Origin of the sequence: Pseudomonas sp. MF5691 (assembly GCF_016405645.1) — a bacterium.
Taxonomy (GTDB): Bacteria; Pseudomonadota; Gammaproteobacteria; order Pseudomonadales; family Pseudomonadaceae; genus Aquipseudomonas; species Aquipseudomonas shahriarae.
This window is the reverse complement of sequence record NZ_JAEKDC010000008.1, coordinates 1-15,799: the sequence shown is the minus strand read 5'-3', so window position 1 is coordinate 15,799 and position 15,799 is coordinate 1. Positions and strand designations below refer to the sequence as shown.

6 protein-coding genes are annotated in these 15,799 nt (G+C 63.4%); 2 read left to right on the top strand and 4 right to left on the bottom strand.

Annotation, left to right across the window (positions count from 1 at the left end; genetic code table 11):
• Positions 1–86 precede the first annotated feature (86 nt).
• Positions 87–1,547, bottom strand: coding sequence for a membrane-bound lytic murein transglycosylase MltF (gene mltF, locus JFT44_RS13395; RefSeq protein ID WP_057960554.1), 1,461 nt, complete (start codon positions 1,545–1,547; stop codon positions 87–89).
• 287 nt (positions 1,548–1,834) lie between these two features.
• Here mltF and purL point away from each other — a divergent pair, with 287 nt between their 5' ends.
• Together purL and JFT44_RS13385 are read left to right on the top strand one after the other, a co-directional pair.
• The gene (gene purL, locus JFT44_RS13390; protein ID WP_115127489.1) at positions 1,835–5,731 is read left to right on the top strand and encodes a phosphoribosylformylglycinamidine synthase; all 3,897 of its coding nucleotides are present in this window, start codon (positions 1,835–1,837) and stop codon (positions 5,729–5,731) included.
• Between the two features lie 4 nt (positions 5,732–5,735).
• The gene (locus tag JFT44_RS13385; RefSeq protein WP_057437975.1) at positions 5,736–6,047 is read left to right on the top strand and encodes a hypothetical protein; all 312 of its coding nucleotides are present in this window, start codon (positions 5,736–5,738) and stop codon (positions 6,045–6,047) included.
• Between the two features lie 92 nt (positions 6,048–6,139).
• On the opposite strand, the gene JFT44_RS13380 is transcribed toward JFT44_RS13385, so the two are convergent.
• The 3 genes from JFT44_RS13380 to ptsP all read right to left on the bottom strand — a co-directional run.
• Positions 6,140–11,851, bottom strand: coding sequence for a membrane-targeted effector domain-containing toxin (locus JFT44_RS13380; RefSeq protein ID WP_198830799.1), 5,712 nt, complete (start codon positions 11,849–11,851; stop codon positions 6,140–6,142).
• Between the two features lie 81 nt (positions 11,852–11,932).
• Positions 11,933–13,639: an N-acetylglucosamine-specific PTS transporter subunit IIBC gene (nagE, locus tag JFT44_RS13375; RefSeq protein ID WP_057960551.1), complete on the bottom strand. Its 1,707-nt coding sequence runs from the start codon at positions 13,637–13,639 to the stop codon at positions 11,933–11,935.
• Positions 13,640–13,665: 26 nt separating this feature from the next.
• On the bottom strand, positions 13,666–15,799 hold a 2,134-nt coding region (gene ptsP / locus JFT44_RS13370), incomplete at its 5' end, for a phosphoenolpyruvate--protein phosphotransferase (protein WP_198830798.1).

Below are 15,799 nucleotides of genomic sequence, written 5' to 3'. Positions count from 1 at the left end.
GTCAAATACTCATCAACTGACCCACCGCTATCGCGGGCAAGCCCGCTCCCACATTGGGTTTTGTGCTGTCTGATCGTTCCCGGGGGTCAGAGTTGGGGGGTATCTTGCGGCGGCTTGGTCTTGTCCACGCCCGGCACATGCAGGTTGCCTTCCACCATCTGGTTGCCCTCCAGCTGCGGCTGGGTCACCCAGGTCAGGATGTCGTAATAACGGCGGATGTTGGCCACGAAGTGCACCGGCTCGCCGCCCCGGGCGTAGCCGTAGCGGGTCTTGCTGTACCACTGCTTCTGCGACAGGCGCGGCAGCATTTTCTTCACGTCCAGCCACTTGTTCGGGTTCAGGCCTTCCTTTTGCGCCAGCTTGCGCGCGTCATCCAGGTGACCGCCGCCGACGTTATAGGCCGCCAGGGCAAACCAGGTGCGGTCAGGTTCGAGAATCTTGTCGTCCAGTTCGTTCTTGATCATCGCCAGGTACTTGGCGCCCCCCTTGATGCTCTGCCGCGCGTCCAGGCGGTTGGACACGCCCATGGCCTGGGCGGTGTTCTGGGTCAGCATCATCAGGCCGCGCACGCCGGTCTTGGAAGTGACGGTCGGTTGCCACAGCGATTCCTGGTAACCAATGGCTGCCAGCAGTCGCCAATCGACCTTTTCTTCCTTGGCCGAGGTCTTGAAGAACTTCTCGTACTTGGGCAGGCGCTGCTGCAAGTGCTGGGCAAAGGTGTAGGCGCCGACGTACCCCAGTACATCCACATGCCCGTAATAACGATCCTTGAGGCGCTGCAGGGTGCCGTTCTTCTCGACCTTGTCGAGGTAGCTGTTGACCTCGTTGAGCAGGCTGTTGTCTTCACCGGCAGCCACGGCCCAGCTCTGGTTGCTGGCGTTGCCCAGATCGAAGGCCACCCGCACGTTGGGGAAGTACACCTGGTTCATCGCCACTTCATTGGAGTCGACCAGGGTCAGGTCGATCTGCCCTTCATCGACCATGCGCAGCAGGTCGACCACTTCAACGGCATCGGACTCTTCGTATTCAATCGCAGGATTCTGCTTTTTCAGCTCGGCCAGTTGCTCGGCATGGGTGCTGCCCTTGAGCACCATGATCTTTTTGCCCACCAGGTCGGCCGCATTGGTGGGGCGGGATTGGCCGTTGCGATAGATGATCTGCGGGGTGACTTCCAGGTACGCATGGGAAAAGCGCACCTGTTGTTTACGCTGCTCGCTGCTGACCAGGCCAGCGGCGGCCAATACCGGACCGTCGGGTTTGCCCAACTGGTCGAACAGGTCATCGAGGTTGTCGGCGGTCTCGATTTCAAGCTTGACCCCCAGGTCGTCGGCAAAGCGCTTGACCAGTTCGTATTCGAAACCGGTTTCGCCGTTGCGGTCCTGGAAATAGGTGGCCGGGCTGTTTCGGGTGACCACCCGCAATACGCCATCCTCCTTGATTCGCTCGAGCGTGCTGGGCTTATCAACACAGGCGCTGAGCATCAGGAAGAGTCCGGTGGCGAGGAGCCATTTGGCACATCGCGGGCGCAAAGCAGTTGGGGAGAACATCTGGGCAGTATACGCAAACGGCCCACGGCGCCATATCTCGACAGCATGGGAGTTGTCTGCTAGCGCCTGCGAAACTGTGCTGCAGCCCGCAGAAACGTGGCCTGGGGCGCAATGGTGAGGGTGAAAATAACTGCGTCGGCCACCCTGGAAAACGCCCCGATACCGTGCAATCTGTGCCAACTGACGTTCGGCAGCGGCCAGCGGCACCGTTTCGGGTGCCGTTGGCGCAGGTTTACGCTAGAATGCACGGCCTCAAAGCACACCCCCTTCCCGAGGCTGTCCCGAAGATGTTGATCCTGCGCGGCGCTCCTGCCCTTTCTGCCTTTCGCCACAGCAAACTCCTTGAGCAACTGAGCCAGAAGGTTCCAGCTGTCACTGGCTTGTATGCTGAATTTGCTCACTTCGCCGACGTTAACGGCGTTTTGACCGCCGACGAACAGCAAGTGCTGGCACGCCTTCTGAAGTACGGCCCCAGCGTTCCCGTTCAAGAGCCGACTGGCCGCTTGTTCCTGGTTCTGCCACGGTTCGGCACCATCTCGCCCTGGTCGAGCAAGGCCAGCGATATCGCCCGCAACTGTGGCCTGGAAAAAATCCAGCGCCTGGAACGCGGGATCGCCTTCTACGTGGCTGGCCAGTTCAGTGATGCCGAAGCCGAGCTGATTGCCAGCAGCCTGCACGACCGCATGACCCAGATCATCGTCAGCCAGCTGGAACAGGCTGCCGGCCTGTTCAGCCATGCCGAGCCCAAGCCGCTCACCGCGATTGACGTGCTCGGCGGTGGCCGCGCCGCCCTCGAGAAGGCCAACACCGAGCTGGGCCTGGCCCTGGCCGAAGACGAGATCGACTACCTGGTCAACGCCTTCAACGGTTTGCAGCGCAACCCCCACGACATCGAACTGATGATGTTCGCCCAGGCCAACTCCGAGCACTGCCGCCACAAGATTTTCAACGCCAGTTGGGATATCGACGGCCAGAGCCAGGAAAAAAGCCTGTTCGGCATGATCAAGAACACCTACGTGATGCACAGCGAAGGCGTTCTGTCGGCTTATAAAGACAACGCCTCGGTGATCGTCGGCTCTGTCGCCGGCCGTTTCTTCCCGGACCCGGAAACCCGCCAGTACGGCGCGGTGCAGGAGCCGGTGCACATCCTGATGAAGGTTGAAACCCACAACCACCCGACCGCGATTGCCCCGTTCCCGGGCGCAGCCACCGGCTCGGGCGGCGAGATCCGCGACGAGGGCGCCACCGGCCGTGGCGCCAAGCCCAAGGCGGGCCTGACCGGTTTCACCGTGTCCAACCTGCAGATCCCAGGCTTCGAACAGCCGTGGGAAGTGCCATACGGCAAGCCTGAGCGCATCGTTACCGCACTCGACATCATGATCGAAGGCCCGCTGGGCGGCGCCGCGTTCAACAACGAATTCGGGCGTCCGGCCCTGACCGGTTATTTCCGTACCTTCGAGCAGTCCATCACCACCCCCCGTGGCGATGAAGTGCGCGGTTACCACAAGCCGATCATGTTGGCCGGCGGTATGGGCAACATCCGTGAAGACCACGTGCAGAAGGGCGAGATCCTCGTCGGCTCGAAGCTGATCGTGCTCGGCGGCCCGGCCATGTTGATCGGCCTGGGCGGCGGCGCGGCTTCCTCCATGGCCACCGGCACCAGCTCGGCGGACCTGGACTTTGCTTCTGTTCAGCGCGAAAACCCTGAGATGGAACGCCGTTGCCAGGAAGTCATCGACCGTTGCTGGCAGTTGGGTGACAAGAACCCCATCAGCTTTATCCACGACGTCGGCGCCGGCGGTTTGTCCAACGCCTTCCCGGAACTGGTCAATGACGGCGACCGTGGCGGCCGTTTCGAACTGCGCAATATTCCAAACGACGAGCCGGGCATGGCCCCACACGAAATCTGGAGCAACGAATCCCAGGAACGTTACGTACTGGCGGTCGGCCCTGAAGACTTCGCGCGCTTCCAGGCCATCTGCGAACGCGAGCGTTGCCCGTTTGCCGTGGTCGGCGAAGCCACTGCCGAGCCGCAACTGACCGTGACCGACAGCCACTTCGGCAACAGCCCGGTGGACATGCCCCTCGAAGTGCTGCTGGGCAAGGCCCCGCGCATGCACCGTTCGGCGGTACGTGAAGCCGAACTGGGCGATGATTTCGACCCAAGCAGCCTGGACCTGACCGACAGCATCGAGCGCGTGCTGCACCACCCGGCCGTGGCGAGCAAAAGCTTCCTGATCACCATCGGCGACCGCACCATCACCGGTCTGGTTGCCCGTGACCAGATGGTCGGCCCTTGGCAGGTGCCGGTGGCTGACGTTGCCGTGACCGCCACCAGCTTTGATGTGTACACCGGTGAAGCCATGGCCATGGGCGAGCGTACCCCGCTGGCCCTGCTGGACGCCCCGGCGTCGGGCCGCATGGCCATTGGTGAAACCATCACCAACATCGCCGCATCGCGTATTGGCAAGCTGTCCGATATCAAGCTGTCGGCCAACTGGATGTCCGCTGCCGGCCACCCCGGTGAAGATGCGCGCCTGTACGACACCGTCAAGGCAGTCGGCATGGAGCTGTGCCCGGAACTGGGGATCACCATTCCGGTGGGCAAGGACTCCATGTCCATGGCCACCCGTTGGAACGATGAAGGCACCGACAAGAGCGTTACCTCGCCGCTGTCGCTGATCGTCACCGGCTTTGCGCCAGTCACCGATGTCCGCCAGACCCTGACCCCGCAACTGCGCATGGACAAGGGCACCACCGACCTGATCCTGATCGACCTCGGTCGTGGCCAGAACCGCATGGGCGCCTCGATCCTTGCCCAGACCCACGGCAAGCTCGGCAAGCAGGCGCCGGACGTCGATGACGCCGAAGACCTCAAAGCCTTCTTCGCCGTGATCCAGGGCCTGAATGCCGATGGCCACCTGCTGGCTTACCACGACCGTTCCGACGGTGGTTTGCTGACCAGCGTCGTGGAAATGGCTTTCGCCGGTCACTGCGGCCTGAGCCTGAACCTCGACGGCCTGGCGGAAACTTCCGCTGACATCGCTGCCATCCTGTTCAACGAAGAATTGGGCGCGGTCATCCAGGTGCGCCAGGACGCCACCCCGGACGTGCTTGCACAGTTCAGCGCCGCTGGCCTGGGCGACTGCGTGGCCGTGGTCGGCCAGCCGATCAACAACGGTGTGATCAACATCGTGTTCAACGGCGACACCGTGTTTGAAGGCCAGCGCCGCCTGCTGCAACGCCAGTGGGCCGAGACCAGCTACCAGATCCAGCGCCTGCGCGATAACGTCGCCTGTGCCGAGCAGGAATTCGACGTGATCCTGGAAGAAGACAACCCGGGCCTGAGCACCAAGCTCAGCTTCGACGTCAACCAGGACATTGCCGCGCCGTACATCAAGAAAGGCATCCGCCCACAGGTTGCCGTGCTGCGTGAGCAGGGCGTCAACGGCCAGGTGGAAATGGCGGCCGCGTTCGACCGTGCCGGCTTCAATGCGATTGACGTGCACATGAGCGATATCCTCGCCGGTCGTGTTGACCTCAATGAGTTCAAGGGCCTGGTGGCCTGCGGCGGTTTCTCCTACGGCGACGTGCTGGGTGCCGGTGAAGGCTGGGCCAAGTCGGCCCTGTTCAACAGCCGTGCCCGCGATGCGTTCCAGGGTTTCTTCGAGCGTAACGACAGCTTCACCCTGGGTGTGTGCAACGGTTGCCAGATGATGTCCAACCTCCACGAACTGATCCCGGGCAGCGAGTTCTGGCCGCACTTCGTGCGTAACCGTTCCGAGCAGTTCGAGGCCCGTGTGGCCATGGTGCAGGTGCAGGAATCGAACTCGATCTTCCTGCAAGGCATGGCCGGTTCGCGCATGCCAATCGCCATTGCCCACGGTGAAGGCCATGCCGAGTTCGCCAGCGAAGAAGCGCTGCTCGAAGCCGACCTGTCCGGCACCGTGGCCCTGCGCTTTGTCGACAACCACGGCAAGGTCACCGAAAACTACCCGGCCAACCCGAACGGCTCGCCGCGCGGGATCACCGGGCTGACCAGCCGCGACGGTCGTGTGACCATCATGATGCCGCACCCGGAGCGTGTGTTCCGCGCGGTGCAGAACTCGTGGCGCCCGGAAGAGTGGAACGAAGACGGTGCGTGGATGCGCATGTTCCGTAACGCTCGTGTGTGGGTGAACTAAGGCCGTGTACAAGCTCAGCTTCTTTGTGCCCGACAGCCATGTGGAGGCGGTGAAAAGCGCCGTCTTCGCGGCCGGTGGCGGGCGCATCGGCGACTACGACAGCTGTGCCTGGCAAGTGCTGGGCCAGGGCCAATTCCGCCCGATGGACGGCAGCCAGCCGTTTATCGGGCAGGTGGGCCAGGTCGAAGTGGTTGAAGAATGGAAGGTCGAGCTGGTGGTGGCTGATGAGTTGATCAAGGCAGTTGTCGCTGCGTTGAAGCTCAGCCACCCCTATGAAACACCGGCTTATGAGGTGTGGCAGCTGGCGGATTTCTGATCGGCCGGCTGTAGACAGAAAACCCGCTGGGCCGACTTGGCCAGCGGGTTTTTTTGTGGGCGATCATGCCGCCATGGGCAAGCCTCAATCACTCACGGTGCGGGCACCAGCCCCACTTCAGCCTTCAAGGCGCTGATCAACAGGTTTTCGTAGCCGAACCGCTTGCCCTGCATCGGCTCCCAGCGCTCGACATAAAACAGGCCGTTGTGGTCGACCTTGATCGGTGTCGAGACGATTTCCCCGCTGCGGGAACGATGCAGCAGGTTGCTCTGCGCCGGCGACGGGCGTTCGATCAGGAACAGGCCGGGACGGTTCAGGCGTGTCCTGTCCGCGGGGACGAAGGGGGAGGGGGCCTTGATGCCTTCTACGCCGGCGTCCAGGATGAAATCGCTGCGCAGGGCTCGGGTGTAAGGCGTCAGGCCTTCGGCAAACGTCTCCCAGGTGCCGGGGCGAATGTTCTGCGCCAGTGCCGGGGCCGTGTCCCGGATTTGCAGGCTGACGGCGCCTTGCAGCTCCGCCAGGCCGGGCACCCCCAGGTTGATGTTGGTGTGGGCGCTGCCGATGAAGGCCAGCCATTTATGCGGTCCGTGGGCCGCCTGGTCGGCCTTGATCACCTGCGATGCGAAGTAGCTGAACATCTGGTTGCGCGACTGCACCGTGTCCCGCAGCCCCTTGACGTGGTAACTGGCCGTGCAGTCCAGGGCCCGGATGCGCAGGCCATGCCTGGCCGCCACCTGGATGACTTCGGTGTAGGTATCGTCGCCGTTGTAGCCTGGCATATGGCCGCGATCCAGCCGTGTGAGGTAGCGCTTGAGTGTGTCCGGCAGCCGTTGCGTACTGAGGAACATGTCCAGGTCCGCCTGATGCATATCGGTCAGCAGGTGTTCGACGTACAGCGTCTTGAACTCCAGTTCCTTGAGTTTTTTCATGTGGTCGCGCAGCCAGCGCTTGCTGGATTGCTCCTGGTGCCCTTCACCAAGGATCAGTCCCGGGAACTCGCTTTGACGCAGTTTTTCCAGAAATGCCTCTGGGGTCGTGTGGGCGGCCAGTTCGGCCGGGTCTGGCCTTGCCGGCGGTACCTGGCTGGCCAGGTAGGCCTGGGCATCGCTACTCAGGCGATCCCTGGCGCTCTGGAAGGCCTGGAATGCTTCGCGCTCGTGCGGATTCAGCGCAAAGTAGCGGCTGTCCAACCCGCGGTGGGCGACGATCTGTTGCGCAAGGTTGTCCCTGAGCGGTAGGGGAATGTCGTAGTCGCTGTAATGCGTCACGACCGCGGCAGTCGCCGCGCTGGACGACGCTGCGGGTTCGGGTGCCTTGTACGCGGTCTGCAGGGCCAGGCGGTAATCGCCCTTGGCCAAGGGATCGCCCGCAATGGCACCGGCGGTGTCGAGCCAGATCCCCACGGGTTGGCCCGGGGCCACGTCGTCCACCCGCAGGGCAACGGCACCTTGCAAGTCGGCCAGGCCGGGGGTGTCATCGAAAGTGCGCAGGCGCGATGAATCCACCAGGGCCACCCAGCGCTCACCGGGTGTGCCGATGGCGTCGGTCTCGAGGGCTTTGTGGGAGTAGAAGTTCCTGATCCCGTTGTCCCGGGGCGTGGTGGTCGGGGTGTCGGCCATTTGCAGGACGTCATCCAGTAGATAGGAGGTGGATGCGTCCAGGGCCCTGATCTTCATGCCCTTTGCCTGGGCCTTGCGCACCAGGGCCACGTAGGAGTATTCGGCATTCTCGGCAAAACCCAAGGCGGTATCGATGGTTTTCAGGTGCCGTTGGATATGTTGCCAGGATTTCCCGCTGTTCAGCTTCTCCAGTTTCGCCCGGAATATATCGGCTGGCAGGTGCTCGATGTACAGGTGTTTGAAGCCTTGGTTGAGCAAGCTGTCCATCTGCGTGATCAGCAGTTGTTTAGCGGCAATGGAGCCGGGTATCGCGCCGATGACCAGGGGCTTGTTCCCGGCAAAGGCATTGCTGGCGATCCATTGCGAGAAGGACGTGTCGGCGCCGATGGCCGGCACATCGGTGCGGGCTGGTAGTGGGGCGAGATGTTTGAAAAAGTGGCGGGCGTCGGCTGTCAGTTGCTCGGCCTGTTGCAAGTAGGCGGCGCGCACCGCTTTCAAGTCTCGGGCAGCATTCTCCAGTGCGACGTCCCGGGAGCCGAACTCCCATTCGGTTCGCTGCACTATCCCGGCCCGTACATCCGGGTTCAGGGCCAGCTCCAGTTTGCCCGCGTACTTCGCCGGGATTTCATAGTTCTTCAATGGCTCGGGTGGCTCGGGCAGCTTTTCATATTTCGGCGCGCCGCCAGTCACCCCGGTACGCCGCCAGACGCCTTGCGCATCGGGGGCGGCGAGGCGGGTAGTGGAAACCAGTCTGCCGGTCGCCGGGTCCAGGCGGTACAGCAAATAACGGCCGATCGGGTCGGGGGTCTTTTTTGCCCACAGGCCTTCGTCACCGAACAGCACGGCTTGCATGTCCTCAAGCGCCAGCGGCTTGGGCTCTAGTGGCTGGATCAGCTTCAAGACCTCGTTCAGCGCCGCCGCAGCCTCGGTGGCCGGGCGCACGGCCGGTTTTACCAGTTGTTTGAGCGACACCAGGGCCGGGCGCAGATCGGTAAAGGCCGCCCCGGCGCTGTTGAGCACGTAACCGATCAAGTGTTCCACGGCCGCCCCCGTATCGCCCTGCTGATAGGCGTGCAGCGCCAGCATGCCGTCCTTGAATGCCAACAGCATGCCCAGGCTCAGGCTGAGGGTGGGGAACGGCGCGGTAGCGATACCGCTGACCCACTCCACGCAGGTCCACAGAATACTGCTGATCATCTGGCTGCGATTCGCCGTGGTGCCTTCAACGTCGTCAATCTTGCGCTGCTGCTTCATGTCGTACAGCGCCTGGCGCAGATCCAGTAATGGGGTTTGCCCGTGGGTCGAGTCGTAGCGCGGCGGACTCACGGAGGTTTTGTTCAAGTCCTCGGGTAATTGCGCCTTGGCCTCTTCCAGGAAGTTGCGTACGCGCGCCTGGGATTGAGCACCGACCCGCAGGGTGAAATAGCCGACCATGCCGGGAGTCTTTTTCAGCAGATAGTTGAACTGTCGCGCCTCACGAAAGCTGATGCCATCGGGGGCGTTTGGGGTGTAAAGCAACGTCGGGAAACCGGCGTGGCTGAAGAGGAAGTTATCGATCACCCATTCGCCGTCTACCAGCAAGCGGTGGAGGGCGTAGGTGCCACGGACCTCGGTGCGGGTATCGCCCATGCTGGCAATGCTGCGTTCCAGCCAGTCGCCATCGACCCCGGCGATATGCCCTTGCAGGCGGCATTCCAGGGCGGCGTTCTGCATCTGCCGTTGGGTAATGCTCAGGGTGGCATTGCGCCGCAAGGCATAGTCGGCACTGCCGGCGTTGAGCAGCCGGCGTTTGACTTCGTTGATGTAGTGTTGGCCAACCCAGGTGCCGGTGATCGAGCGGGCGACCTTTTCAGCGGTCAGCGGGCTCAGGTCAACACCGGGCGGGCCTTTGAAGCGAGCGGCGCGCGAAAATTTCGCGTCAAGAAAGCCTACGCCGTCGGCGTAGCCATCGCGGTACAGCTGGGTGTAGGTCAGGGGGGTGGGGGTCCATGAGGCGAGCAGCGCCGGGGGCGAGAAGGCCCAGACCGTATCGGGGTCGATGTCGTTCTGATGGCGTCCGAGCAGTTCGTTCAGGCGTTCTCTGGCCCGTTCGTGCACGTAGGTGGAGAAGCTGGGAACCTGTGCATCGGACAACGGGAAGTCGTTGTAGGCCTGCAGTGCACCTTCGCTGTCTTGCGCCAGTTTCAGCAGTTTCTGGCGGTTGTCGACGCTGGTGGAGCGATACCAGTTCGGGGTGCCGAATTCATAGTCATCGACCCGGGTTGCCAGGACATGGGCCGACATGGCCTGGAGGCAGTCGGCATGCTTGCCGATATTGCCAAAGCGGATCTGTGTGTATTCCCGGGCGTGAAACTTGAAGCTCAGGCCCGTCAATACCTGTTTCATTGCATCGCGAAAACGCAGGGCAACCCGCTTGATCAGGTAGTCGGTGAGGCCGCCGCTGTCCTGGCTCCAGCCGAGGATATGGTTCTGGCACGCGATCTCACTGTCGAATGCCTGAAGCTGCTGCTGGCGCGGTGCCTCGGGGGTGCATAACAGCACACGGATCACGCTGCCGTTGGCATCGGTCTGGCGCAGCACCCACATATCCTGCAACTGGGCTTCGTGCAGCGACAGGGTGGCGGCGCTCAGGCGCGGGTCGGTGCCTTGGCGCAGGCTCTGCACCAACTGGAAGTCCTCTTCAGTGAGGTGCCCCTGAAGCAAGGCGGTGTAGGCCAGCGCGTTGATCCGCTGGTCGAGCATCTGTTCGATTGCCCGGCTGACGGCGGGTTTGCCGTGCATCTGCTGCTGGGCGTCGGCAAAGTCGATACGTGGCTGCAGGGTGCTCAGCGTCTGCGCCAGCCAGGCGGGTGTCAGGTCCCGATAGGCCTTGGGCAGCGCGCCATCCCGGTAGGTGAGTGTGGTTTTGTTGAGGAAGTCCGAGCCCGCCAGTGCATCGCCGGTTTGCAGGCCGCGCAGGGCCAGCTCGATCAGGTTGCGGTCATGTTCGTACTCGCCGATGGGCTCCACGTAGCGCCGGGTGTTGATCACCAGGTGTTCGGGCAGCAGGTCGTGGATGTCCAGCTCATCGCTCAGGCGTTCGAGCAGTTGGTAGCGGGCCAGCGCCTCGGGGCTGGTGACCGGACTCAGCAGGTCGAGCAGGTGCTGGCGTGCCTCGTTGTAGCTCGCCAAGTGGGTGGCGAGTGTGGCCCGACGGTCTGCACTGGCGCTGCGGTACCAGTCCGGTGCGCTCTGGCGCAGGTAGCGCTCCAGCAAGCGGCGGGCACGCCATGCCAGGCGTGGGCTGATGTCCGGCACAGAGGCGCTGATGGCGCGATCCAGGTCACTGATCAGTTGAGCGGCTGACGGCTGCGGATTGTCGACCAGGCTCAGCGCCCGCTCGATGTCCTGGGTGCGCTTGGCGATCAGGGCGGCGTCGGTGTGTTCAAACAGCGGGGTCTTGTCGATCGGCGTCAATTCCAGCGGCCAGATCGCGGCCGGTGTTATATCGCGATAACGCACGGGCAGCAGTTGCATGAAGTCGCGCCGTTGCTCGGCATCGTCCATGCCTTGGCGCAAGTGCGTATTCAGGTGCGCCAGGGAGCCTAGGCACTCGATCCCGCGGGTGGGGGTAAACAGAATTACCTCACCCAGGGGCAGGGCAGAACTCAGATCGCTGGGCACCGGGCTGGATTTCTCGGTCACCACAAAGGCCCCCGCCAGCTCGACGCTCTGCTCCTGATAACGCAAGGTCAGCGCATACAGTCCTGGGCGCAGCGTTATGCCCTGCGCTATACGCCCAAGCAAGGCCTGCTGTTGCGGGTGCAACAGGCGGTCCTCGGCACTGAGGGTTGTTGCATGGGCCAGGGCGACGTACCCGGCTTCAAAGGTCATAAAGGATTTGCGTGGCTTGCCATCTATCTGCTCATAGCGGTCGAGGTGCTGCAGATGGACGTTGAGCTTGGTCTTGAGCGTTGCCACGCGGCTGGCCAGGTTGCTCTGGGTAAGCCCTCGGTAGAGCGGCCGGCTCTTGTTCAGATACAGCTGCCGATAGGACATCAGCATGCCGTTGAGTTTTTCCAGATAGGCCAGTGCAGCAGAGGGTTTGTGTTCGGGCACTAGCGGCGCATCGACTTGAAGCAGGTGATGACCGATCTGATTGAGGTGGCCTTTGATGCCTTCAAAGGTTGGGGATGTGGTGCTCACAGGCACGCTCTCCATGCTGAGGATAAGAACCCTCAGCATGGGCAGCCGTGCCTTGGGCAGGGCGGTAGATAAGTAGCGGGCTCAGGCCCCGGTACGCACCGGGTCGCGGCTGGCAAGGGCCTTGAGGGCAGTGCTCAAGCCCTGGGCCGACTCGCCTACCAGCAGGTGCCAGATACCGCCGTCGAGCCGGCTGATGCCCTGGCAACCAAGGGTCTTGAGCTGGGATTCCGACAATGCCCGGTCATCGGCCAGGCGCAGGCGCAGACGGGTCATGGCCACGCAATCGAGCTGCAGCACATTGTCGCCGCCGCCCAGTGCGTTCAGCCATTGTTCGGCCTGGGGCGGGGCAACGTTGGCCACCGCGGGCTGAGGGCTGGGGGATGAGGGCGAGGGCTGGCCGGCTGTCGGCATGGCCAAGCGAATCTCATCGGCAATGCTGTCGGCCATCGGCCCCACCACCACCTGCAAGCTGCCGCCATTGCCAGGGCGCACCACGGCCATCGCCCCCAGGGCCTTGAGCTCGGCGTCCACGGCCTTGTTACGGTCGACCATGTCCAGGCGCAGACGGGTGGTGCAGGCGCCGACGCTGAGCAGGTTGTCGGCGCCGCCCAGGGCGCGGATATAGGCACTGGCCCGCTGGTTATCACTCATCGCTTCGGCCTGTACCACCTGGATATCTTCACGGCCAGGGGTCTTCAGGTTGAAGCGACGGATGCAGTAATTGAACACGCTGTAGTAGATCACCGCGTAGGCCAGGCCCACCGGGATCACCAGCCAGCCATTGGTGGATTTGCCCCAGCCCAGGACCATGTCGATGAACCCACCGGAGAAGGTAAAGCCCAGGTGAATATCCAGCAGGTTGGTGACCGCCATCGACAGGCCGGTGAGCAGCGCATGCAGCAGGTACAGGAACGGCGCGAGGAACATAAAGGCGAATTCGATCGGCTCGGTGACCCCGGTGAGGAATGAGGTCAGGGCCATCGACAGGAAGATCCCGCCCATGATCTTGCGCCGCTCCGGCAGGGCGTTGCGGTACATCGCCAGGCACGCGGCGGGCAGGCCGAAGAGCATCACCGGGAACATGCCGGTCATGAACTGGCCGCCTTTGGGGTCGCCGGCAAAGTAGCGGGTCAGGTCGCCGGTGACCACTGCGCCGGTGGCCGGATCAGTGAAGCTGCCAAACACAAACCAGGCCATGTTGTTGAGGATATGGTGCAGCCCGGTGACGATCAGCAAGCGGTTGAACACGCCGAACACAAAGGCGCCGAGGCTGCCGCTTTCCATCAGCAGCACGCCAAAACTGTTGATGCCGTGCTGCACCGGCGGCCAGATCAGGCCGAAGATCACCCCCAGGCCCACCGCCGAGAACCCGGTGACAATCGGCACAAAGCGTCGCCCGCCAAAGAACGCCAGGTACTCCGGCAGCTTGATGTCCTTGAAGCGGTTGTACAGGGCCCCGGCCATCAGCCCGCTGACGATCCCGGCGAGCATGCCCATGTTGATGGTGCTGTCCATGACCTTGAGGGTGGAGACCATCACCAGGTAGCCAATGGCTCCGGCCAGTCCGGCGGTGCCGTTGTTGTCGCGGGCAAAGCCCACGGCGATGCCGATGGCGAAGATCAGCGCCAGGTTGGCAAAGATCGCTTGCCCGGCGTCGTGCATCACCGCGATGTTCAACAGGTCGGTGTCACCCAGGCGCAGCAGCAGGCCGGCAATCGGCAGGATGGCGATGGGTAGCATCAGCGCACGGCCCAGGCGTTGCAGGCCTTCGATAAACAATTGGTACATGGCGAGTCTCCTTTTTCTTGTTGTTGTCAGCTCAACGGCCAATGGTGTTGGCAGGCTTGGCGCACGGCGCCGGCGCTGCTCAGGTTGAGCAGGGCCTGGCTCAGTTGCCGGCATTGCGCGGCGTCGAGGTGACGCACGCGGTCTTTGATGGCGGCAATCTGCGGCGGGCTGACGGACAGCTCCCGCACCCCCAGGCCCACCAGCACGGGGGTGGCCAGCGGGTCGGAAGCGAGGGCACCGCACACACCGACCCAGCGCCCGTGTTTAGCCGCGCCGCTGCAGGTCTGGGCGATCAGGCGCAGCAGCGCCGGGTGCAACGCATCGACCCGCGCGGCGAGGCCGGCGTGGTCGCGGTCCATGGCCAGGGTGTACTGGGACAGGTCATTGGTGCCGATCGACAAAAAGTCCGCGTGCTCGGCCAGTTGCTCAGCCATCAGCGCGGCGGCCGGGACTTCGATCATCACCCCCAGTTCCGGGCGCTGGGTCAGTTGCAGTTCGGCGCACAGTTCATCGAGGCGCTGGCGAATGTGCAGCAACTCGTCGACTTCACTGACCATCGGCAACAGGATCCGGCAACGTTGCAATGGGCTGACCTGCAGCAGGGCACGCAGTTGCTGGTCGAGCAGTTCCGGGCGCACCTGGGCCATGCGAATACCGCGCAGGCCCAGTACCGGATTGGCTTCGGCGGGCAAGGGCAGGTAGTCGAGTTGCTTGTCGCCGCCGACATCAATGGTGCGGATGATCACCGATTTGTCGCCCATGGCGTCCATTACCGCTTGATAGGCCTGGCGCTGTTCCTGTTCATCGGGCGCGGTGCGGCGGTCGACAAACAGAAACTCGGTGCGCAACAGACCCACGCCATCGGCGCCGTTGTCATAGGCAATCTGCGCCTCGCTGCTGGAGGCGACATTGGCGGCCACTTCAATGCCCACGCCATCCAGGGTGCTGGCGGCAGCATGGGCCTGGGCCTGTTGCAGCTGGCGCCGCTGTTTCTGCGCATCGCGGATCTGGTGGACCTGGGCGTGGCGGGCATCGTCCGGGTTGAGTTCCAGGCGCCCATTGGCGGCGTCCAGCACCACCCGTTGCCCTTGGGTTATTGCCAATACTTCACTGCCCAGCGCCACCACGCAGGGCAAGTCTTTGCCCCTGGCTAGGATCGCCACATGGGACGTGGCGCCGCCTTCGGCCATGCAGATACCGGCCGCGTTTTGCGCGCTCAGTTGCAGCAGGTCCGAAGGCGTCAGCTCATGGGCGACAACAATCGCGCCGGCGGGCAATTCGAACTGCCAGGCTTCGCCCAGCAGTGCGCGCAGCACCCGTTGCTGCAAGTCCCGCAGGTCGTTGGCACGTTCGGCAAACAACGGCTTGCCCAAGCCCAGCAACACCGCGCATTGGGCCTGGATCGCATCGCGCCAGGCATGGGTGGCGGCGCTGCCGTGCTCGATGGCAGCGGTGGCGGCCTCCAGCAGGGTCGGGTCTTCCAGCAGCGCCAGGTGGGCGGCGAAGATCTCTTCTTCCTCGACGGCCTGGCGCTGGCGGGCGTGCTCCAGGGTATTGCGGATTTCGCCGCGCACCTGTTCCAGGGCGCTGTCCAGGTGCTGCAACTGCTCATGGCGCGCATGGTTACGTGGGTCTTCTGGCAACTCGATGCTGTTGAGCCGGAACAACGGCCCGCAGACCAGGCCCGGCGCGGCGCACACCCCTTGCAATACGCCTGCTTCACGGTTGACTGGACGCGCAGCGGCTATCACCGGGGCCTGTACGGCTTCGGCAGTGGTGAGCGAAAGGGCGGCGACCAGTGCCTGCAGCGCCGCGTCGCAATCCTGGCCACGGCACGTGACCTGCACTTCATCCTGTTCACCAATGCCCAGCCCCATCAAGCCGATCAGGCTGGCGCACGACGCCGATTTGCCGGCGAAATGCAGCTGCGACAGGCTGCTGAAACCCTGGGCGGTCTTGCGGATCAGCGCGGCGGGCCGGGCATGCAAACCGCCGCGATGGGTGATGCGCACGCTGGCGCTGGCGTGCGCCTCGGCGGTGTCGGCCATCACGGGCTGCACGACGCCAGCCTGACGCGCAACGATGCGCAGCAGGGCTTCGCCGACCTTGACGGCGTTCACGGCCACGGGGCGCAGTTCGAACTGCTCACCGTTAGTGAGG

Bases quoted from the DNA above. Each gene is read 5' to 3' on its own strand.
- mltF (WP_057960554.1), bottom strand. From the start codon at position 1,547: ATGTTCTCCCCAACTGCTTTGCGCCCGCGATGTGCCAAATGGCTCCTC.
- purL (WP_115127489.1), top strand. From the start codon at position 1,835: ATGTTGATCCTGCGCGGCGCTCCTGCCCTTTCTGCCTTTCGCCACAGC.
- nagE (WP_057960551.1), bottom strand. From the start codon at position 13,639: ATGTACCAATTGTTTATCGAAGGCCTGCAACGCCTGGGCCGTGCGCTG.